Origin of the sequence: Borreliella bissettiae DN127 (assembly GCF_000222305.1) — a bacterium.
Classification (GTDB): Bacteria; Spirochaetota; Spirochaetia; order Borreliales; family Borreliaceae; genus Borreliella; species Borreliella carolinensis.
Genome location: NC_015921.1, coordinates 218,778 through 241,121, shown reverse-complemented (window position 1 = coordinate 241,121; position 22,344 = coordinate 218,778). Strand labels below are relative to the sequence as shown.

The window sequence follows — 22,344 nt, the reverse complement described above, 5'->3', positions numbered from 1 at the left end:
AATGATGTAATATGTTTAACATTATCATTAATAATTTTATATGATAGTATTAATTTTTTTGTATTATTTTTTGGAAAATTTACGCTTATAATAGGTCTTTAAAGAGTAAAGGGGATTATGTTAGTTTTTGGTTTTATTGGTTTGTTTTTTTTAAATATTTTTAGTTTGCATGCTCAAGGAATAGTTACCAATAAAGATGCTCAAGAAGAGTTTAAATGGGCTCTTAATTCTTATAATAATGGAATTTATGATGATGCTCTTTTATCTTTTAAAAAAATTTTAAGCTTTGATCCTAATAATCTTGATTATCATTTTTGGACTGGTAATGTTTATTATAGATTGGGTTATGTTGAAGAGGCTTTAATGGAATGGAGAAATTTAAAAGATCAAGGCTATAAGGTTCCCTATCTTAGACATTTGATTTCTACTATTGAGCAAAGGAGAGGTATTTTTTCAAATTATGAACTTAATTTTAAAAAACTTGTAAAAGTCGCTTCTCTTGATAATTCTATTTATAAAAGGCCTCACGGGTATCAGATTACATCTTTGAGGGCTGATAAGTACGGCGGATATTATGCTGCTAACTTTGTAGGTAATGAAATATTGTATTTTGATGTTAATAATAATGTTAATACTTTGGTTAAAGATGGTTTTAGTTATTTAAAATCACCTTATGATGTTGTTGAAGCTAATAATTTGCTTTATGTGACTCTTTATTCAAGTGATGAAATTGGTGTTTATGACAAGGTTCTTGGAGTTAAAAGGAACTCTATTGGGAAAAAGGGTACAAAAGATGGCGAATTGCTTGCTCCTCAGTATATGGCTATTGATAAGAGAAACTACATTTATGTAAGCGAATGGGGAAATAAAAGAATAAGTAAGTTTGGGCTTGAGGGCGATTTTATTTTGCATTTTGGCTCTAGGACTTCAGGTTATAATGGTCTTTTGGGTCCCACAGGCATTGCGTATTTAAATGAAAACATTTATGTTGCAGATTCTCTGAGAAATACCATTGAAGTTTTTGATACTAGTGGTAATCATTTGTATTCAGTTTTTACTGCTATTGAGGGAATAGAGGGGCTTAGTAGTGATTTTGTCGGCAACAATGTTATTGTATCCTCAAAAGATGGTGTTTATAAATATAATATTGCTAAAAAGACAATTACAAAAATATTAAAAGCAGACAAAATGAATTCTAAAATTTCTTCATCTATTTTGGATGCTAATTATCAGATGATTGTCTCAGATTTTAATAATGCCAAAGTTTCAGTTTACAAGAGTGATTCAAGTCTTTATGACAGTTTAAATGTTGATGTTAGGAGAATAGTTAGGCTTGGGGGGCCTAAAATTTACGTTGAGCTTAATGTTAGCAGCAAAAGCGGATTACCAGTTGTTGGACTTAAAAGTGAAAATTTTTCAATTTCAAATGAAAATTATTACATTGTCAATCCTAAGGTAGCGTATAATGTAAATGCTTCAAAAGACATTAATATAGCAGTTGTTTTTGATAAATCTTCTTATATGAAAAAATATGATCTAGATCAAATCGTAGGTTTGAATGCTTTAATGGAGTTATCAAAAAATAAAAACTTTAGTTTTATAAATGCAACAAGTGTGCCTATTATAGATAATATTGAAAGCTTGACAAATAGCATTAGAAACACAAGTTCTCTTGGCCCTTATAGTACAGATGCTGTAAAAACAGACGTTAGTTTGAAGTTGGCAGGTTCTGGGCTTATGTCAAAAAGCTCAAGAAGAGCAGTAGTTTATTTTAGTGGTGGTATTTTAAATCGTAAAGCTTTTGAAAAGTACTCTTTAGATACAATAGTAAGCTATTATAAAAATAATGATATAAGGTTTTATTTAATATTATTTGGCAATGATCCTGTTAATAGTAAGCTTCAGTATTTAGTTAATGAAACAGGCGGTGCTATAATTCCTTTTTCATCTTATGAAGGAGTATCTAAAGTTTATGATTTAATTTTAGAACAAAAAACAGGTACTTATTTGCTGGAATATTATTATCCAGGCCCCCAAGAGCCCAATAAATATTTTAATTTATCTGTTGAGGCAAATATAAATCAACAGACAGGAAGAGGGGAGTTTGCATATTTTATTAATTAGATTGCTTTTTGATTTTATTAGAGGTTTAGGTTATGAAACTTAATGCGGGGATTGTGGGACTTCCCAATGTGGGTAAATCTACTTTATTTTCATCTTTGACATCATCTAATGTTGAGATCGCGAATTATCCTTTTTGTACCATTGAGCCAAATATAGGAATAGTAGAGATTCCTGATGAAAGGCTTTTAAAAATTGCAGAGTGCATTATTCCAGGCAAAATTATTCCTGCTGTTATGGAATTTGTGGATATTGCAGGCCTTGTCAAGGGAGCATCAACAGGCGAAGGGCTTGGCAATAAATTTTTGGCTAATATTCGCGAAGTTTCTCTTATTGTTCATGTTGTAAGATGTTTTGAAGAAAAAGAGGTTATTCATATTAATGATGATATTAATCCCAAGAGAGATATAACTACAATTAATGTTGAGCTTTGTCTATCTGATCTTGAAACTGTTCAAAAAAGTCTTCAAAAACAAGAGAAAAATGCTAAAAGCACCGATAAAAAAATTAGTGAATCCTCTAAGGCAATTGTTTTAATGTTAAAAAGACTTGAAGATCATTTAAGCAATATGAATCCGGCTGTTGAGTTTAAATTTGATGATTTTGAATACAACTTTATTAGATCATTAAATCTTTTGACTTTTAAAAAAGTTTTGTATGTTTGTAATGTTGATGAAAATTCACTTAGCGGCAATAAATATACAGATATTGTAAAAAATATTGCCTTAAAAGAAGGAAATGATTTTTTAATCTTATGTGCCAAAATTGAATCTGAGCTTGCTCAAATAAAGGATATATCTTGCAAAAATGAAATGTTAGAATTATTTGGAATAAATGGTAGCGGCCTTGGTAATTTAATTAAAAAAGCTTATTATACTTTGGGTCTTAGAACCTATTTTACAGCGGGTTTGCAAGAAGTTAGAGCTTGGACATTCAAGCAGGGGATGAGAGCACCTAAAGCTGCTGGAATAATTCATAGTGATTTTGAGAGAGGTTTTATTAAAGCAGAAGTTTATTCTTGTGAAGATTTATTTAAACATCAAAATGTTCAAAAACTAAAAGAGAAGGGGCTTGTTAGAATTGAAGGCAAAGAATATATTGTAAGAGATGGAGATGTAATCTTTTTTAAATTTAATGTATAGATTTATTTTTATATTATGCGTAATTTATTTTCCAATAATGTGAAATTAATTAGTTTGTTTGTTTTTAATAGTGTGATTTGTTTGCTGTATTTGTTTTTCTATGATGCAAGTTTTTTTTATTTTGTTCTGGCGCTTCTTTTAGTAAATTTTTTTGTAATTTTTTTTTATTTAAGATATTTTTGTACTGTTTCTTTTAAAGGATCTAAAATTTATTATAAAGGTATTTTTTTAAGTTATAATTTTGATTTTGATTTTGATGATATTATTTTGTTTGAAAAAAGATTATCAGACAATGTTTTGATTTTAAAATTAAAAAATAAAAAAAAGATTAAGGTTTGTTTTTGGACTGGTAATGGTTCAAGTGAATTATTCAAAGAACTTAAAATCAAAAGAAAAGATTTGTTTGTCCCAAAATTGGAAAATTTTCCATTAAGATATTATTTGTCTTATACATATCTTTTCATGTTTTTAGCTCGCATTATAATTGGTTTATTTGTTTATTATATTTCATTGAGCAATATATTTATTTTTTTATTTATTTGTTTGATTGATATTAAAGTTTTATTAGGGGATTTTTCAGTTATTAGCAATATGGTGTTGTTTTACGAGTTTAGAAAAGATTCAATTTGTGAAAGGAAAATTTTTAAAAGTGAAATTTATTTTTATGAATTTTTTGAAAAAATTTTTATTGCTAGAGAATTTGAATTTAACAATGAAAATTATTTATGCTTTTTGTATAAAGGAAATCATCAAACAAAAAAAGTATATATTTTGAATAAAAAAATTTCTTATTCCATGCAAAAGGTTTTTGAATATATTAATCAAAACTATTGCACCAAATTAACTTAAGCCTTGATTGACTATATTTAAATTAGTTGATATATTAAAATTGTTGTTTAATAATATGATTAAGGAGTATAACTTGAGAAAAAATGCATCTGCATTGAAGCGCTCTCGTCAAAATTTAAAAAGAAAGATTAGAAATGTAAGTGTAAAAAGTGAATTAAAAACAATAGAAAAACGCTGTATCAACATGATAAAAGCGGGCAAAAAAGACGAAGCTATTGAATTTTTTAAGTTTGTTGCAAAAAAACTAGATACTGCTGCTAGAAAGCGAATAATTCATAAAAATAAGGCTGCTAGAAAAAAATCTCGTTTAAATGTTTTGCTGTTAAAGTAAGGAAATTAGTTTATGTCTTTTTCAAGAAGACCAAAGGTTACTAAGTCAGACATTGTTGATCAAATATCTTTAAATATTAGAAATAATAATCTAAAATTAGAAAAAAAATGCATAAGACTTGTAATAGATGCTTTTTTTGAAGAGCTTAAAAGTAATCTTTGTTCGAATAATGTTATTGAGTTTAGATCTTTTGGTACATTTGAAGTTAGAAAAAGAAAGGGGCGTTTAAATGCTCGCAATCCTCAAACAGGGGAATATGTTAAGGTTTTGGATCATCATGTTGCTTATTTTCGTCCAGGCAAGGACTTGAAAGAGAGAGTGTGGGGTATTAAAGGTTAAATGCCGGTCAATATTGTAGATTCTTATAAATGGGATTGTAAGCTGGATTCTAGTTTAACCTTTAGAGGAAAATTAAAATTTGAAGGAACTTTGTATCTTGATTCTTCTTTTGAGGGTGAAATATCTTCGAAAGGAGGTGTGCTTTTTATTGGTAAGAACAGCAAGGTTATTACCAATGTGGTAATTTGTGATACATTAATAGTGGAAGGAATTTTGAAGGGCAATGTTAATGCTACTAGTAAAGTTTATTTAAACAGCGGTTGTAAAATATATGGGGATGTAAAAACAAAAAAAATATTTATTAATGATAATATAATTTTTGATGGGAAGTGTGAAATGATAAAGTCTAATGAAATTGTAGATTTATTTTCTTTCACCGTTTCACAAATAAAAGATACTTTGCAATAGGGTCAGTGTTTTTATTAATTAATAATAAGTAGATTTTTATAAAATCCTTTCTTAAAAATTTAATTCTTAGAGGAAAATATGGATAAAAAAAATGGTGGATTTGATTTAGAAAGTGAAATAAGGCGGTTTGATGTTTCTAAAGAGTTTAAGATAGAAGATAATTTGAAAAAAAAAGTGGTTAAAGTTGTTGCTAAAAAGGATTCTGCATCTAACTTGGCAAAATCTGCAGATTTAAGTAGCGCAAAGGATTCAAACGGTGTAGTATTTCCTGAATTTGATTATGATATTCCTTCTTCAGGTTTAGAAAATAATTTTAAAACTTTAGAGCAAAGTAATATCATCAAGTTTTTTAATGGTAAAGATTATGTAGAGATTGAAAAACTTTATGATAAGCCAATTACAGAGGTTAGAAAAATTGTTGAAGGTCTTGGGACTAATCATACTATTGCTGTAACAATGAAAAAAACAGAATTAATATTTTTATTAGTAAAAATATTAAGCGAGAATAATATTAATGTTTTATTTACAGGCGTGCTTGATGTGCTTAGTGATGGCTATGGGTTTTTGAGAACAGCATCAAATTCTTATCTTTCAGGAGGCAATGATGTTTACGTCTCTCCTTCTCAGATTAGACTTTTTAATTTAAGGACAGGCGATATTTTATATGGCCAGATTAGATCTCCTAGAGATGGTGAGAGATTTTTTGCAATGGTTAAAATTAAATCTATTAATGATCAAGATCCTACATTTGCTCAAAACAGAATACCTTTTGATAATTTAACCCCTCTTTATCCTAATATGAAATTGAATCTTGAATATGAAAATTGCAATATTTCTACAAGGCTTATTAATCTTTTTTCGCCTATAGGTAAGGGACAAAGGGCTTTAATAGTTTCTCCTCCAAAAGCGGGAAAGACTACCTTGCTTCAAAAAATAGCTAATGCAATAACTACTAATTATTCAGATGTTATTTTAATGATATTGCTTATTGACGAGAGACCAGAAGAAGTTACAGATATGATTCGTAGCGTTAAAGGCGAAGTAATTGCATCTAATTTTGATGAGCAGGCTAGTAGGCATGTTCAGGTAGCAGAGATGGTTATTGAAAAGGCAAAAAGGCTTGTTGAAAACAAAAAAGACGTTGTTATTTTGCTTGATTCTATTACAAGGCTTGCAAGGGCATATAATCAAACTATGCCAACTTCTGGTAAAATTTTATCGGGTGGGGTAGATTCTAATGCTCTTCATAAGCCAAAGAGGTTTTTTGGATCTGCTAGAAATATAGAAGAAGGGGGAAGTTTGACTATTATAGCTACCGCTTTGGTTGATACCGGTAGTAAAATGGATGAGGTTATTTTTGAAGAATTTAAAAGTACCGGCAATATGGAATTAATTCTTGATAGAAGTTTGGCAGACAGAAGGCTTTTCCCTGCTATTAATATTAAAAAGTCGGGTACCAGAAAAGAAGAATTACTTCTTAGTGAAGAGGAACGTTCTAAGATTTTGCTTATTAGAAGAATACTCGGAGGTGTTGATGATTACGAGGGAGTTGAAGTTCTCATAGAAAAGATGAAAAAAAGCAAAAACAATGAGATTTTTTTAAAGACAATGAGCAATGGTAATTAAATAAATTGACATTATTTCTAATGTCAATTAAACTTTATTGAAGATTAAGAGGAAGGTTTTATGAGAAAAGATATACATCCTAAAAATAATTTAGTGGTATTTAAAGACGGATCAAATGGAGCAATGTTTTTAACCAGGTCTACTCTAAACTCAAAGGAAACTATTAAATATACTGATGGAAAGGAATATCCATTGATCACTGTGGAGATTACAAGCAAATCCCATCCTTTTTATACTGGCCAGCAAAAATTTGTTGATGCAGCAGGGAGAATTGATAAATTTAATAAAAGATATAAAAAGTCCTAAAAATTGGGGTTTTTGTATAAAATTTTGATAAATATTAATAAATTTTTTTCACACTATATTCTTTTCCTATTAATTTTTCTAGGTTATTTTTTTCTTCTTCGTATGTTTGGTTATTTACTAAAGATGCAATGCTGTTGTGTTGTCTTATTTGTGTTAGAATCTTTGCAGATATTTCTTTAATATCTTGCGGTGTAATTGTAAAGTAGGCATTTCGAATATCTTGTCTTAAGTTGTCGGTAATATTTAGCATTTTTCTTCTATAGCTTTGTAAAGCTTCTGTAGCTTTAGTTTTTATATAGATGTTAGTCCCTATTAAACCCACCAAATAGGTATAAATCTCTTCATCCGTCATTTTATTATTAGCCAATTCTTCTAAGGCGTTTTCGAAAGCCTGGTACGTTTTGGTGAAATTGGGATCTCTATAGGACGCAAAAGAGAAGATTCCATTAGCGATTGATGCACTTGCTCCGTATGCACCCCCCATTACCCTTATTTTTTCCCAAAAAATTCCACTTCTTAATACATGTTCTAGAAAGTTTGCTTTTGGATAATTCTCATCGTTGATTTTGTAACTGGGGAAACATATAGCATTAAAAGCTACTTTTGATTGGATGATCATTATTTCTCTCAATGTTTTGTTGTTTGTATCAAGATTGAGCAACCTATCGTAATAATTGCTCTCTTTCAGGCTTTCTTTTAGATTGAAAAATTCATTTTCTAAGTTTTTAAGAATATCATCAGTATTTCCCATTATTAGTGCAGATAGATTATTTTTTAAAATTATTTTATTTTTTAAATTGTCTAATTTATTTGCAATTTCTTTTAAAGATTCTGTATCGGTTTTTACTTTTTGCCAAAATTCTCTACCTGTTATTCCATTTTGCAATTCTTTTAAATATTCGTTTAATTTTAGTTTTGATTTGGACCTTAACATTGCCAAAAGATGTCCTTTGGGAATTAATAGGGCTTTAAAATCATTTTTTAAGCTTAGTGTTATTTCTTTTAATCTCTCATAATCATGAAAGTTAATATTTGTTAAAATTTCTTTTATCAGTTCAAATGATTCTTTAACTTTATTATTAAAAGATTTAAAGCTAATATTAAATGAATTTAAAATATTCCCATCAATATCCTCGTCGTAACTCTCAGATATATTTATTTGTCCTAAAGTATTTTGGATTTTATTGTTAATGTCTATGTAAGAATAATTTTTTGTAGATAAATCTTGGAGAGCTCTTTTGAATAAAGATAGGTATACATAATCTTCTTTTTCTAAAAAATTTAGTTTAAAAAATAAATTTACATTAAAAATATTGTTATTCTTAAATTTGAAAGAATGTAGATTTAGTTCTTTTATTTCATTAAGATTCAAACTTTTTTCTATTTCTTTTGGCAAATCTTCTATTTTTAGTAAGGGAAGTTTTGCTATATCTGCTTTAGAGTCTTTTTTATTTTGGTATTTTTTAAACTGATTATAGTCTTTTTTAAATTGTAAAAATTCTTCTGGATTTTGTTTGAGTTCAATTTCTTTTGCCATTAATTTTTTTTCAATTTCTTCTTCCATTTCCTTTTCTGTGTCGTGTGATGGAACAAAGCTTATTAATGTATGGTGATTATTAAATATTAGATATTTTTCAATTAAATTTTCGAAGTAATAAATTCCTTTTTCCAGTTTATTTGTAATTTCATTTATATAGTAGCTTGTTTGCAACGTTTTGATTGGATGCAGGCCATTTAGCCAGCCTTTGAGACTTTTTATCATTAAGGCAATAGGGAAATTTTGTCCCTTTTCTTCTTTTAAAGCAAATTCGTAGCCAAAAAGAATTCCTTTTATTAATTCTTTTGGGATTTTATTTTTTACTAAATTTTTAAGCTCGCTGAAAACTAAATTTTTAAATTCTTTTTCTTTGTTTTCAACAACATTTTGGAGTCCAAATGAGAAAACTGATTCTTTTAAATCTGTATTGATTCCGCTAATATGGGCTATGTCTTCACCTATTCCGCTTTTTAAGATATTGACTGTGAATGAACAAGAATCATCCAGAAGTATTTCTGAGAGAATTTCAAGACCAATGCTGTCTTCAATATTGTTAATTTCTGTGCAAAGCCAATTTATTGTGTATACCCCAAGAGAATTGTCGTTTTCTTTAGGAATTTTGTATGTTAATTTTTTCCCCTTATCCCATCTTTTAACGTTTTTTATGTCAATATTAACATTGCTTTTTTCTTTTTTATAAGGCCTTATTATGTATTTTTCAATGAAATTTAGATTTTTTTCAGTTTGAGTGTTTCCGCATAAAAATATTTTGCAGTTTTCAAGTGTATAGTATTTTTTATAAAAATCTAAAAAACTTTCATAGGTAAGATCAATAATATTTGTTGGGATTCCGCCCGAATCGTATTTATATGCTCCTTCTTCAAAAAGAGAACTACTTGCTATTTCGTTTATTAGAGAATTTTTATTTGAATAGCTACCCTTCATTTCATTAAAGACAATTCCAGATACTTTAAAATCTTTTGGATTTATGTTGTATCCTTCTTGCATAAATGATTCTTTTTTAAGCAATGGGTTAAATATAGAATCGGCATAGATATTAAATAAATTAAAGTAGTCTTTTTCAATTGTTGATGCTGCTGGGTAGATTGTTTTGTCTGGGAATGTCATTGCATTTAAAAATGTATTTAGGCTTCCCTTTAATAGGTAAAGAAATGGATCTTTTATTTTATATTTGTTAGAGCCGCAAAAAATTGTGTGTTCTAAAACATGCGCAACTCCAGTATTGTTTGAAGGTATTGTTTTGAAAGCTATGCAAAATGCATTTTCTTTAAAAGAATCACTTTTTAAGTGAAATACTTCAAGACCGCTGTCGTGTTTAAAATACAATCCTTCTGCATCATGTTCTTCTAAATAAGTTTTCGAAATTAGTTTGAAAATTTTTTTCTTTTTCATTTATGTTTTTAATCCTTACTTTACAAATTGTGCTATTTCACTTTCATTAAATTCAAATATGTTTGGCAGATCCTCTGTGTCGTCTAGTTTAAATGTATATTCAGGGAATTTAATAATAAGGTTTTTGTTTTCAAAGTAAATTACTGCCTGTTGTAAATCAAATAATAATTCATTAGGTAAAATTTTTTCTTTAATTTTTTTTATAAAAAATGGAAATGCTTCGTCTGTTTTAATTATGTCGTCGATGTTATGAATATAATTTCCTTTATCTTGAATGTAATAGCTTCTGTAATTTGTAATAGGGCTGTCATTGATTTCTTGAGTTGCAATAAGTATTATTGTATAAATATTGTATCCATGGTGAATTTCATAGTCTATTTTTAAGTTGAATTTTTTATTCTCAGGTTTAAGCTCTTTACTAACAATTTCAAGTCTTGCTACAATTTGGCTCACATATTCATTAAGCTCGGTATTTAATTCTTCAAGATTTCCTTTTTCTTTTCCCTCAATTATTAATTTAGGGATTCTAATATTGTATTCATAAAATTGTGATTCTTCTTTTGAGCTCATTGAAGTTATTATTAAAGAATTCATTTTATTGCTATTTAAGCCAATATCTTTAAAATTGATCTTGGTTGATTTTTTTGTACATCCGTTAAAAATCATTAATGTAGATATTAACATAAAAGTTGTTTTTATTGTTCTTAGACTTAGCATGCGATGATTTCTCCCTACAATATTTATTCTAATCCTGTTATAAGATATTATATAATAACCTTGATATGAATTAATATTATTTGTAATTTTGTTTAAAAATTTTACTTAAGATATATCTTAGGAGATAGGATGCTTGATCTGAAATTTATTAGAGATAACCTTGATCTTGTTAAGAGAAGTATTAAAGCAAGAGGCCTTGTTTTAGATATTGATAAGTTAATTTATCTTGATGATAAGAGAAAAAAAATAATTACCAAAATTGGTGAACTTAATGCAAAAAGAAATGAAAATTCTTCTAGAATGCGAGAAAATCCCGATGAGGTTTTAAAAATTTCTTTAATAGAAACCGGGAAGATTTTAAAAAAACAGCTTATTGATCTAGAAGAAGAGCTTGAAAGAGTATCTGTTGATTTTGACCTTGAAAATAAGCGGGTACCTAATATTTTGTCACCTGATGTGCCTATTGGTAGTAGCGAAGAAGATAATTTTGAAATAAAAAAAGTTGGAGTTGTTCCAAAGTTTGATTTTAAGCCAAAAGATCATTTAGAGCTTGGCAGAGATTTAGATCTTCTAGATTTTGACAGAGCACGTGAGATTAGCGGGAGTAAATTTTATTATCTTAAAAATGAAGCAGTTTTTTTAGAAATTGCTCTTATTAATTTCTCTTTAAATAAATTAAGAGAAAAAGGGTTTGATGTTTTTATTACCCCTGATGTTGCAAGAGAGTTTATAGTTGATGGAATTGGTTTTAATCCTCGTGGCAACGAAAGCAATATTTATAAGATTGAAGATACAGATAAATATCTTGTAGGCACTTCTGAAATTACGCTTGGTGGTTACTATTATAACAAAATAATAGATCTCACTTTGCCAATAAGAATGGCGGGGTTTTCGCATTGTTTTCGAAAAGAAGCCGGAGCATATGGGCAGCTTTCAAAAGGTCTTTACAGAGTTCATCAGTTTAGCAAGGTGGAGATGTTTTGTTTTTGCAAAGCAGAAGAATCTGGAGTTATCCATGATGAATTTTTGAGCATTCAAGAGCAAATTTTTACTGAGCTTGAAATTCCTTATAGGGTTTTAAATATTTGTTCTTTTGACCTTGGTTCTCCAGCTTATAAAAAATATGATATTGAGGCTTGGATGCCTGGAAGAGATGGAAAAGGTAGTTATGGGGAGGTTACCTCAACTTCAAATTGTACAGATTATCAGTCAAGAAGGCTTAAGATTAGATATAAAGATCAAGATGGGCAAAGTAAATTTGCACACATGGTAAATGGAACAGCAATAGCTACAACAAGGGTTATTATTTCCATACTTGAAAATTTTCAGGATCAAAAGGGAGGAGTTAGAATTCCTAAAAGTTTGGTTAAGTATACAGGCTTTGATTATATTCCTTTTAAGAATTAGAATTTAGTATTTTTTCTGGCAATGTTTCTATAGCTTTTAGCAATATCTCATGTTTTTTTAAGTTTTTCGGAAATGGTGCTGTTAAATTTTGTCTAAATTTTTTTGCTCCTTCTTTGGAAAATACTATTCCCATAAGATGCTTGAATAATACATTTATTGACAAATAATTTTCGTATTCTTTAATGTATTCTGCCATTTGCATCAATAAGTCTTTTCTTGTGAGAATTTCATCAGTTTCGTTTAAAAATTCTCTTGAGGCGTTTGCAATAAAGTATGGATTTTCAAATGCACTTCTCCCAATCATGACAGAATCAACAAAAGATAAGTGTTTTTTAATTTGCTCTGAGTTGTTGATTCCTCCATTTATTTCAATAAATAAATTTTTATTCTCTTTTTTCAGATTATATACAAATTCATGTCTTAATTTTGGAATATTCCTATTATTTTTAGGAGAAAATCCTTTTAATATTGCAATTCTTGCATGTACAATAAAATTTTTGATACCAAAATCTGAGATTATTTTGACAAAGCTTTTTACCTCAGAATAACTTTCATTTTTGTAATCACTAGGTAAAGGCCTTATACCCAATCTATGTTTAATTGAAATAGGCTTATTTGTATTTTCTTTCATCGTTTTTAAAATTTCACCTACTTGATTAACATTGCTCATTAGACAAGCTCCACAATTTGCATTTTGGATTTTTAGAGATGGGCATCCAACATTAAGATTGTATTCATCAAAATTGAAGTGTTTTTCAAGAATTTGAATAGCTTTAAGGGCATCATTTTTGGAGTTTGTTGCTATTTGAATTGCAATTGGAGAGTCTAAGGGGTTTTGCTTTACAATTTTTTTTACATCACCCATAATTATTGACTTTGCGGAAATCATTGGGGTGTATAATGTAACTTTTTTTGACAAAAGTCTTATTAAATATCTGAAATGCTCGTCTGTGATGTTTACCATTGGGGCTATTGATATTTTCCGATTTATTAACATTACATAATATGTTAGAATAAACGAGCCAATTTAACAATTATTTGTTCTTTTTTAGGGGGAATTGTTATATGCCTAGCGAAACCAAAGATTTATTTTTTTTAATACTTTTCCTGTCATCGTTAGTTATAATTTCTTACAGAATAAAAAAAGTTGGCATTAAAAATAGTAATTATATTGCGGTTAAGGGCATAGGCGGAAAAGAAATCCTTTTGGCATCTTTGATTTTGAATTTAGATTATGATTTGAATATTAATCCGGCTTATGTTCGCATTAAAGCAAATAATTTAAATTTATCCAAGATTAAAACTTTTTTATTAAATATTTATTATTATTTATATTATATGTATTAAGGGAAATTAAATGGAGTTTTTATATTCTGATGAAGAGAATTATTTAAAAGATAGATTTTTTGATTTTTTTAATATGAATGTAGATAAAGATAAATATACAAGTATTGGAATTTGTGGTGGCCGAAGTATAGTTAACTTTTTAAGTGTTTTTCTTGAACAAAATTTTTCTTTTAGAAGAGCACATTTTTTTTTAGTTGATGAACGGTGTGTTCCATTAGATGATGAGAATAGTAATTATAATCTTTTAAATAAGAAATTTTTTTCCAAAATGGTTGATAAAAATTTAATAAGCATTTCCAAATTTCATGCTTTTGTTTATAGCGAAATAGACGAAGCCACAGCTATTCATGATTATAATATTGAATTTAATTCTAGGTTTAATATTTTTGATTTTATTTTGATTTCTGTTGGCGAGGATGGCCACATAGCATCGCTTTTCCCTTCGAGAAAATTGTTGTTCTCAGAAGTAGAAGGTTATCAGTATGAATACAATTCTCCCAAGTTTCCTAGTAAAAGAATAAGCTTAACGCCTAAATCTTTGTTTAGTTCAAAAGCTGTTGTTTTGTTATTTATGGGCGATGGTAAAAAGCGTGCTTTAGAAAATTTTTTAGGCCCTAATAATTCTATTAATGAATGTCCAGCCAGACTTCTCAAAGAGCATCCCAATTTACTAGTTCTTACAAACATTAAAAGAGATGAAAGTTATGCAGGATCCTAGGCTTTCCAAGTATAAAAATGCTAAAAATTTAAGCAAAAAAACTGTTGAAGAAATTGATACTTTGAGTTTAAATAAAAATTTTTCCGATTCAGAGATTCAAGGCTCTATGCTTAGATCTTGGATAAGTCTTATTAAGGGTAATAAAAATAAAGCACCTGTTGAGCCTAAGTCCAACAATATTAATGATTTAAAGCCGGGGTTTATTCGAAAAGAGAGTAAGGTCACAAAGGTTGCAAAATATTTTTTGGCTATTGGGCTTGAAAAATCTGCAAAGATTATGTCTGAGCTTGATGATTCAGACATAATCTTGATTACCAGAGAAATTTCAAAGATTAGTTATATTGCTCCAGAAGAAAAAGAGCATATTATTAAAGAATTTGAAGATTTACTAAGAAATCAAAAAAGGTATGTTAAGGTTGATGATAACTTTGCTTATGAGTTATTAAATAAAACGCTGGGAAAATCTAAGGCAAAATCAATTTATAAAAAAGTTACTGGCAATGATATTTTTATTCCTTTTGATTATTTATCTCAAATTGAGCATGAACAACTTTGGGCATTAATTAAAGATGAGAATATTAAAACACTTGTTATATTATATAATTATTTAAATAAAGATCAAAAAAAGTATGTTTTTTCAATGCTAGAAGAAGAAGATAGAAGAAAATTTGTAAAAGATCTTGTCAAACCAAGGCAATTGAGCATGGAGACAATAGAGGCAATTTCAAATAAGCTTAAGGATAGATTTAAGATGCAGGGTAATCTTAAGACAGATAAACTTGATGGATCTAAGATTCTTGTTGATATTTTAAGCTATATGGATTCTAATGAAGAGAAAAATCTGCTTAATAATATTAATATGAGGGATTTAAATCCTGTTGTGGACAGCGAAATTAGAGAAAAAATATTTGATATCAATGTAATATTGAGAATCATGGACAATGATCTTCATAATATTTTAAGAGAGTTTACAGATAAAGAGATTGCAATTATTATTAAAGATAAAGCTGATGAGATTAGAGATAAAATGCTTTCAAATGTTTCAAAAAGGCGTAAAGAAATTATTTTAGATGAAGAAGCTTTTTTAGGAAAAATAAGTAAAAAAGATTTAAAAACTATGACAACAGTTTTTGTTAATTATATTAAAAATTTAACTTTAAAAGGCGATTTAATAATATATAGAAAAAATGAGGAATTTATTTAATGACACTTAATAAGTTGCGTAAAAAATATATTGATTTTTTTAAATCAAAAAACCATTTTGAAATAATGGGTAAATCATTAGTTCCTGAAAATGATCCTACAGTTCTTTTTAATACAGCCGGCATGCAGCCCCTTATCCCGTATCTTCTTGGAGAAGTGCATCCATCAGGAGATATGCTTGTTAATGTTCAAAAATGCCTAAGAACAGGCGACATTGATGAGGTTGGAGATTTAAGCCATTTAACTTTTTTTGAAATGCTTGGAAATTGGTCTCTTGGGGCTTATTTTAAAGAGTATTCTGTAAAGTGTAGTTTTGAATTTTTGACGTCTTCTGATTATTTAAATATTTCAAAAGATAGTCTTTATGTGAGTGTATTTGAAGGTGATCAAGAGATTCCGCGTGATACAGAGACTGCTAAAGTTTGGGAAAGCTTGGGTATTCCTAAAGATAGAATATATTATCTTTCTAAGGATCATAATTTTTGGGGTCCTGTTGGATCTAAAGGGCCTTGTGGGCCAGATACTGAAATATATGTGGATACTGGAAAGCCCAAGTGTTCTCTTGACTGTAATATTACATGTTCTTGTGGTAAGTATTTTGAAATTTGGAATAATGTTTTTATGCAATACAATAAAGACGAAAATGGTAATTACATAGAATTGGGTCGAAAATGTGTCGATACGGGAATGGGCCTTGAGAGAACAATTGCGTTCTTGCAAGGCAAATCTTCAGTTTATGATACAGATGCATTTATGCCCATAATAAAGAGAATAGAATATATTTCTGGTAAAATTTATGGGCAAAAAGAAGATGATGATAGATGTATTAGAATAATTTCTGATCACGTTAAAGCAGCTTGCTTTATTCTTGCTGATAGTTCTGTTGTTTTTCCATCCAATTTGGGTCAAGGGTATGTTTTAAGAAGACTAATAAGGCGATCTATAAGATATGCAAAGAAGCTTGGAATAAAATCCCATTTTTTAGCTGATCTTGTTGACGCTGTAGAAGCTATTTATAGATCTTTTTATAATGAACTAACAGAAAAAAAAGATTTTATCAAAAAGGAATTGAGCACAGAAGAAGAAAAGTTTTTTAAAACTTTATCTCAAGGAGAGCAAGAATTTATCAAAATAACAAGAAATTTGCCTTCTAAGACTATTCCTGGCGATATTGCTTTTAAACTATATGATACTTATGGTTTTCCATACGAAGTAACAGAAGAACTTGCCATTGAGCATGGTTTTAACATTGATAAGTTGGGTTTTTATGAGCATTTTAAAAAGCATCAAAAGACTTCAAAAAAAGGGGGTGACAAAGTCTTTAAGGGCGGGCTTGCCGATTATACTTATGAGACCACTAAGCTGCATACAGCGACTCATTTGCTGCATAAAGCACTTCAATTGGTACTAGGTGATCATGTTAGACAAAAAGGAAGCAATATTACTGCTGAGCGATTAAGGTTTGATTTTGTTCATTCTGAAAAGATGACAGATGATGAGATAAAAAAAGTTGAAGAGATTGTTAATTTACAGATAAAAAATTCTTTGTCTGTAAAAAAAATTATAATGAAATTAAGTGAGGCTAGGGAAAAAGGCGCTATGGCTCTTTTTGGAGAAAAATATGATAATTTGGTGAGCGTTTATGAGATAGACGGATTTTCACTTGAAGTTTGTGGAGGGCCTCATGTAGAGAATACTAATGAACTTGGCACTTTTAAAATACAAAAAGAACAATCCTCATCTTCAGGTATAAGAAGAATAAAAGCTATTTTGATTGATAAGTAAATTACTTATTATTTGTTGATTTATTTTAATAGGAGACTTTATGATAAAATCAATTTTAGATTATTTATTGACTTTGCATCCTGTATTATTAGGACTTTTGGGTTCTACTTTCACCTGGTTTACTACAGCTTTTGGAGCTGCAGCTGTTTTTTTCTTTAGGAAGGTAGATAATAAAATAATGGACGCTATGCTTGGTTTTTCAGCGGGCATTATGATAGCAGCCAGTTTTTTTTCACTTATTCAGCCTGCTATCGAGAGAGCTGAGGAGCTTGGATACATTACTTGGGTGCCGGCTGTTTTTGGGTTTCTTGTTGGAGCGTTTTTTATATATATTGTAGATGTATTTGTTCCAGATCTTGATAAACTTACTTTTATTGATGAAGACTTAACTAAGCACGGCAAGAAAGATTTTTTACTCTTTACTGCTGTTACTTTACATAATTTCCCAGAAGGATTAGCAGTTGGAGTTGCTTTTGGAGCCCTAGCGTCTAATCCAGATGTTCAAACTTTAGTTGGAGCCATGCTTCTTACGCTTGGTATTGGCATTCAAAATATCCCCGAAGGAGCAGCTATTTCTTTGCCTTTAAGAAGGGGTAATGTTGCTTTAGCAAAATGCTTTAACTATGGCCAAATGTCAGGATTGGTAGAAATTGTGGGAGGGCTTATGGGTGCTTATGCGGTTTATTCTTTTACCCGAATTTTACCCTTTGCTTTGGCTTTCTCTGCAGGAGCCATGATTTATGTATCAATTGAACAACTAATACCTGAAGCTAAGAGAAAAGACATTGACAATAAAGTGCCAAGTATATTTGGTGTTATTGGTTTTACATTAATGATGTTTCTTGATGTTTCATTAGGTTGAAATTATCCAAATTTTCCGCTGATATATTCTTCAGTTTTAGTATTTTTAGGATTGAAGAATAGTTCGTCAGTTGAGCTTTCTTCTTCAATGCATCCATTAAGGAAAAATGCGGTTCTGTCAGATATTCTTCCGGCTTGTTGCATATTGTGAGTTACAATGATTATTGTGTAACTTTCTTTTAAGTTTATTATTAGCTCTTCAATTTTGCCTGTTGATATTGGATCGAGAGCAGAGGTAGGTTCGTCCATTAGTATTACATTTGGTTCTATTGCAAGAGTTCTTGCAATGCAGAGTCTTTGTTGTTGACCCCCTGAGAGACTTAAGGCATTTGTATTAAGTTTGTCTTTGACCTCGTTCCAGAGTGCAGATTTTTTTAGTGATTGTTCTACGATTTCGTCTAGTTTTTTTTTATCTTTTGTTCCGTGAATTTTTGGGCCATAACTTATATTGTCATAGATAGACATTAAAAATGGGTTAGGGGTTTGGAATACCATTCCTATTTTTCTTCTAAGCTCCAAGATATCGAAATTATTTGAATAAATGTTTTTTCCTTCATATATTACATTTCCTTCTATTTTAATGCCCTCAACAAGGTCATTCATTCTGTTGAGAGTTCTTAAGAATGTTGATTTGCCACAGCCGGATGGACCTATTAAAGCAGTAATGCTATTTTTTAGTATTTTAATATTTATTTTGTTTAAAGCCTTAAAATCTGTATAAAATAGATTTAAATTTTCTGTTTCTATTATAACTTCATTTTTTGGTGTATCTTTTTCTTTTATCACTTATTTAATCCTATATAATTTGTTTATTAAAAATTTTGAAGTCAAATTTATTATGAGTACCATTATTACGAGTATTGAAGCTGTTCCAAATCCTTTGTCCAGATGTCCTTCTTGAAATAACATCAGTAAGTGTACAGTTAGTGTTCTTGATGGTTCATTTAAATTTGTTGCAAGCCCCAAGTTTGTTCCCATTGTAAAAAGTAATACGGCCGTTTCTCCCAAAGCTCTTCCTATTGCAAGAACTATTCCTGTTAGTATTCCAGGAATGGCTGCTGGAACCATAACTTTAATTATAGTTTCTGTGTTATTTGCCCCTAAGGCGAATGAAGCATATTTGTATGATTTTGGGATTGTTTTAAATGCTTCTTCGGTTGTTTTAACAATCATTGGCAATATCATTAGAGAGCTTGTAATTGCTCCTGAGAGTATTCCTATTCCAAAAATTGGCACAAAAAAAATCAGTCCAAAAAGTCCAAAAATTATTGCAGGAATTGAGGAAAGGATGTCAACGCTCATAGATAGTATTTTGTAAAATATTTTACTAGAAGTGTATTCGGCAAGCATTATGCCGGTTCCTATTCCAATGCATATTGAAATAACAGTTGTTAGCAGTATTACATAAAAAGTATTTAATATTAAATAAGAAATTCCGCCATATGCACCAGAATCTCTTGGAATAGATAATATGAAATTTAAATTCAAAGGACTGCTTTTATCAAAATAATGCATTTTAATAAAGGGTGCTTTAAGATTTTGAAAATAATGCCAAGGTACAATTGCTAGTGCGCCTTCTGTTTTCTCTATAGTTGATATTATATTTTCTTCTTGATCAAGATTATATTTTATTATTTTTAATTTAATATCCTTTGATATTAAATTAACCCATTTTTCTTTGCCTTTAATGAGTTTTTCAACTTCATCAATACCCAATGTATTGATTATTTCATTTTCATTTTTTGTTAAAGTTTTTTTACCTATTAGGACCGACATAGTTTTTATTTTGAAAGCTTTAATGTTGGGATATAATTTAAAGTCCAAGGATTCGAATTCTTTTTTTGTTAAATAGCTTACAGAGCCTGTTGTGCTATTTATAGTTTGAAGTATTTTTTTTGTAGATGGTTCGATTTTTATGTATCTTTTATTAAATACATTGTTTTTGATTAGTGTTTTTAGAATAGCTTTGTTAGATATGTTGTCAATTGAACTGGCAATAGGTATAATATCAATCCCTTGATCTGAAATGCTTCCCCAGTGTGAAATTTTATTATTATATATGTTGTAAATGTCTTCTATTGAAATTTTGTCTGTATTGATATTTTTATTAACAATAAAAACAATTTGTATTTCTTTGTTGTCTTCTGTTTTAAATGGCACAAAATTTTGAGCTTTGTTTAAAAATAAAGTTTGTTTTTTTTTAAAATAAGATAAAGAGTTGTACAATACATATGCTATTAGAAAAACTAATACAGCTGTTAAAAAATATGCAATAAAATTAATTAAAAAGAAATAGAACTTATTAATTAATTTATTTATTTGAGGTTTGGTCACTTTTTCTTTAACCCTTTATTTGAAGATAGTATAAAATTTTTGAGTAAATTTGTAATTATTGAAAATAGCAATAATACTAAAGCTGTAGAAAATAGAGCTTCTCTATGAACACCTGAGGCGTATCCCATGTCCATAGCAATATTTACGGTTAGCGTTCTAATGGGAGAAAATACGTTTTTTATAAAAAGAGGAGAGCCTCCTCCTACCATTAGTACTGCTACTGTTTCTCCAATAGCTCTTCCTATTGCCAATATTGTTCCTGCTAAAATACCTCGACTAGCCGATGGTATTATTATTTTATATATCGTTTGCCAGTCTGTTGCTGCTAATGCAAGAGATGCAAATTTATATGATTTGGGAACGGCTTTAAGCGATGAATAACAAACGCTAATTATTGTAGGAACTATCATTATGCTTAATATTAGTGATGAGCTTATTAAATTGTATCCCAAATTGTCTTCTCTTTGAAAAATGTTTTTTACTAAAGCTGCAATAAATGTGCTTCCAAAAAATCCGTAAACCACACTGGGGATTCCTGCCAAAAGCTCTATTACTGTTTGTAAAAATTTTCTATAAAATCCTTTCGCTTTTTCAAGTAAATATATTGCAAATCCCAATCCAATTGGTAAAGCAATTACAATAGAAAAAAGTGTAGTTAAAAAGGAATTAATAATGAATGCTAAGATACCATAAGATTTTTGAATATTGCTAGTAGGATCCCAATTTGTGCTAAATAAAAAGTTTAAAATTTTAATTTTGTTATTAATAAATGGCGTTATTCCGGTTTTTAATATGAACAAACCTAAAAACAATATTGATAGAAAGCTTATTACTGCAGATATAAGAATAAAAGATTTGAAAATAATTTCAATTATTTTTCTTTTTGTCTTTAAGCTTAGATGCATTTTTTAAAAGAATCCCTTAAAGCTCATGTCAGTGTTAAATTGTATTATTTGACTTAATATTAAGTCAAGTATTTTTCCCTTTAATTTAATTATGTTTTTATCCCTAAAAAACCTTGTTCTTCAACAATATCTTGTCCGGTTGAGCTTGTCATGAAATCAATAAATTGAGTTACGCTTTTATCTTCGTATTTGTTATTTGTAACTATTATTAAATTTCTCTTAATGGTATATTTATTGTTATTTATTGTTTCTTTTGTAGGATATGTACTATTGACAGAAAGAATATTTAAACCCTTTTCTATTGAATTTTTTGCGTATCCAAGACCTATATATCCTATTGAGTGCGGAGTAAGGCTTGTTTTTTCAATTACCTCTCCATTAGATTTTACAACTATTCCGTCTTGTCTAAATTGAGCTTCTTCGTGAGTTTTAAATATTTTATTAAGAAGTAGATCTTTTATAGATGAATAAGAACCAGAAGAAGAGTCTCGATTAATAAAGTTGATTTTAGCATCAGGGCCTCCTACTTGTTTCCAATTTTGAATTTCTCCGTTTAGTATTTTAGCTAGATTTTCTTCTGTAATATTTGTAATTTTTATTTCAGGGCTTGTAATGAAAATTAAAGCATCATAAGCGAATACAGTTTCTTTTGCTCCCTGTTCAATTTCTTCTTTTGTTAAATCTCTTGATGATATTGCTATTTTGTATATTTTGTTAAATAGTCCGTTTATGCCAACGCTACTTCCTTGTGCATCGTATGTTACTTTAGTATTATTATTTATTTTATTATATCTTAAAATCATTTCGTCTAGTATTGGGCTTACAGTTGTAGATCCCCCAATTGATACAATTTTTTCATTGTCTTGATTTTTACAGTTGTATAATAAACTTGTTGATAGCATAAAAATTAAGATAATAAATTTTTTCATCAAGTAAACTCCTTTGTTTAAGTATATAATATCATTAATTTAAAATAAGTCAATTGTAAATTAACT

General features: G+C 28.9%; 21 protein-coding genes. 14 read left to right on the top strand and 7 right to left on the bottom strand.

What is annotated here, in order from left to right; translation table 11 throughout:
- Positions 1-117 precede the first annotated feature (117 nt).
- From BBIDN127_RS01155 to BBIDN127_RS01120, 8 genes are all read left to right on the top strand, one after another.
- A complete protein-coding gene (locus BBIDN127_RS01155) occupies positions 118-2,124 on the top strand; it encodes a hypothetical protein (RefSeq protein ID WP_014023485.1) in 2,007 nt (668 codons plus the stop codon).
- A 32-nt stretch (positions 2,125-2,156) separates the two neighbouring features.
- Positions 2,157-3,263 (top strand): redox-regulated ATPase YchF, encoded by a 1,107-nt coding sequence (gene ychF / locus BBIDN127_RS01150; RefSeq protein ID WP_014023484.1) that lies wholly within the window; start codon positions 2,157-2,159, stop codon positions 3,261-3,263.
- Positions 3,264-3,278: 15 nt separating this feature from the next.
- Positions 3,279-4,112 carry a hypothetical protein gene (locus BBIDN127_RS01145; RefSeq protein ID WP_044054936.1) on the top strand — a complete coding sequence of 278 codons (834 nt, stop codon included), beginning with the start codon at positions 3,279-3,281 and terminating at the stop codon, positions 4,110-4,112.
- Between the two features lie 73 nt (positions 4,113-4,185).
- On the top strand, positions 4,186-4,443 hold the full coding sequence (rpsT, locus tag BBIDN127_RS01140) for a 30S ribosomal protein S20 (RefSeq protein WP_002556832.1): 258 nt from the start codon (positions 4,186-4,188) through the stop codon (positions 4,441-4,443).
- A gap of 12 nt (positions 4,444-4,455) precedes the next feature.
- Positions 4,456-4,782 (top strand): HU family DNA-binding protein, encoded by a 327-nt coding sequence (locus tag BBIDN127_RS01135; RefSeq protein WP_014023482.1) that lies wholly within the window; start codon positions 4,456-4,458, stop codon positions 4,780-4,782.
- Complete coding sequence (locus tag BBIDN127_RS01130) at positions 4,783-5,190, top strand: bactofilin family protein (RefSeq protein ID WP_014023481.1); 408 nt, start codon at positions 4,783-4,785, stop codon at positions 5,188-5,190.
- 78 nt (positions 5,191-5,268) lie between these two features.
- Entirely contained in the window at positions 5,269-6,816 is a 1,548-nt protein-coding gene (gene rho / locus BBIDN127_RS01125; RefSeq protein ID WP_014023480.1) for a transcription termination factor Rho, read from the top strand.
- Positions 6,817-6,876: 60 nt separating this feature from the next.
- Positions 6,877-7,122: a type B 50S ribosomal protein L31 gene (locus tag BBIDN127_RS01120; protein WP_014023479.1), complete on the top strand. Its 246-nt coding sequence runs from the start codon at positions 6,877-6,879 to the stop codon at positions 7,120-7,122.
- A 34-nt stretch (positions 7,123-7,156) separates the two neighbouring features.
- Here the strand turns inward: BBIDN127_RS01120 and BBIDN127_RS01115 are convergent, their stop codons facing one another.
- Positions 7,157-10,072 (bottom strand): insulinase family protein, encoded by a 2,916-nt coding sequence (locus BBIDN127_RS01115; RefSeq protein WP_014023478.1) that lies wholly within the window; start codon positions 10,070-10,072, stop codon positions 7,157-7,159.
- 15 nt (positions 10,073-10,087) lie between these two features.
- Positions 10,088-10,789, bottom strand: coding sequence for a hypothetical protein (locus BBIDN127_RS01110; RefSeq protein ID WP_014023477.1), 702 nt, complete (start codon positions 10,787-10,789; stop codon positions 10,088-10,090).
- Between the two features lie 129 nt (positions 10,790-10,918).
- On the opposite strand from BBIDN127_RS01110, the gene serS reads away from it, so the two are divergent.
- Positions 10,919-12,196, top strand: coding sequence for a serine--tRNA ligase (gene serS / locus BBIDN127_RS01105; RefSeq protein WP_014023476.1), 1,278 nt, complete (start codon positions 10,919-10,921; stop codon positions 12,194-12,196).
- Here the strand turns inward: serS and dusA are convergent.
- Positions 12,186-13,193, bottom strand: a complete 1,008-nt coding sequence (dusA, locus tag BBIDN127_RS01100; RefSeq protein WP_044054935.1) for a tRNA dihydrouridine(20/20a) synthase DusA — start codon at positions 13,191-13,193, stop codon at positions 12,186-12,188. The two genes, serS and dusA, sit on opposite strands and share 11 nt — an antisense overlap.
- Before the next feature lie 68 nt (positions 13,194-13,261).
- Between dusA and BBIDN127_RS01095 the strand changes: the two genes are divergently transcribed.
- Genes BBIDN127_RS01095 through BBIDN127_RS01075 form a run of 5 tightly spaced genes read left to right on the top strand, consistent with a single transcriptional unit; the run spans position 13,262 to position 18,111 of the window.
- Positions 13,262-13,543 carry a hypothetical protein gene (locus tag BBIDN127_RS01095; RefSeq protein WP_014023474.1) on the top strand — a complete coding sequence of 94 codons (282 nt, stop codon included), beginning with the start codon at positions 13,262-13,264 and terminating at the stop codon, positions 13,541-13,543.
- A 10-nt stretch (positions 13,544-13,553) separates the two neighbouring features.
- The gene (pgl, locus tag BBIDN127_RS01090; protein WP_014023473.1) at positions 13,554-14,261 is read left to right on the top strand and encodes a 6-phosphogluconolactonase; all 708 of its coding nucleotides are present in this window, start codon (positions 13,554-13,556) and stop codon (positions 14,259-14,261) included.
- Positions 14,248-15,465, top strand: a complete 1,218-nt coding sequence (locus BBIDN127_RS01085) for a flagellar motor switch protein FliG (protein ID WP_014023472.1) — start codon at positions 14,248-14,250, stop codon at positions 15,463-15,465. The genes pgl and BBIDN127_RS01085 overlap by 14 nt, the downstream gene beginning before the upstream one ends.
- Positions 15,465-17,249, top strand: coding sequence for an alanine--tRNA ligase (locus BBIDN127_RS01080; protein WP_014023471.1), 1,785 nt, complete (start codon positions 15,465-15,467; stop codon positions 17,247-17,249). The genes BBIDN127_RS01085 and BBIDN127_RS01080 overlap by 1 nt, the downstream gene beginning before the upstream one ends.
- 40 nt (positions 17,250-17,289) lie before the next feature.
- Positions 17,290-18,111 (top strand): ZIP family metal transporter, encoded by an 822-nt coding sequence (locus BBIDN127_RS01075; protein ID WP_014023470.1) that lies wholly within the window; start codon positions 17,290-17,292, stop codon positions 18,109-18,111.
- Between the two features lie 2 nt (positions 18,112-18,113).
- Here BBIDN127_RS01075 and pstB read toward each other — a convergent pair whose 3' ends face one another.
- The 4 genes from pstB to BBIDN127_RS01055 form a co-directional block, all read right to left on the bottom strand.
- On the bottom strand, positions 18,114-18,896 hold the full coding sequence (gene pstB / locus BBIDN127_RS01070; RefSeq protein ID WP_014023469.1) for a phosphate ABC transporter ATP-binding protein PstB: 783 nt from the start codon (positions 18,894-18,896) through the stop codon (positions 18,114-18,116).
- Positions 18,897-20,336, bottom strand: a complete 1,440-nt coding sequence (gene pstA, locus BBIDN127_RS01065; protein ID WP_014023468.1) for a phosphate ABC transporter permease PstA — start codon at positions 20,334-20,336, stop codon at positions 18,897-18,899. It abuts the gene before it with no gap.
- Positions 20,337-20,440: 104 nt separating this feature from the next.
- Positions 20,441-21,349, bottom strand: coding sequence for a phosphate ABC transporter permease subunit PstC (gene pstC, locus BBIDN127_RS01060; RefSeq protein WP_014023467.1), 909 nt, complete (start codon positions 21,347-21,349; stop codon positions 20,441-20,443).
- 89 nt (positions 21,350-21,438) lie between these two features.
- Positions 21,439-22,278, bottom strand: coding sequence for an extracellular solute-binding protein (locus BBIDN127_RS01055; RefSeq protein ID WP_014023466.1), 840 nt, complete (start codon positions 22,276-22,278; stop codon positions 21,439-21,441).
- Positions 22,279-22,344: the final 66 nt, after the last annotated feature.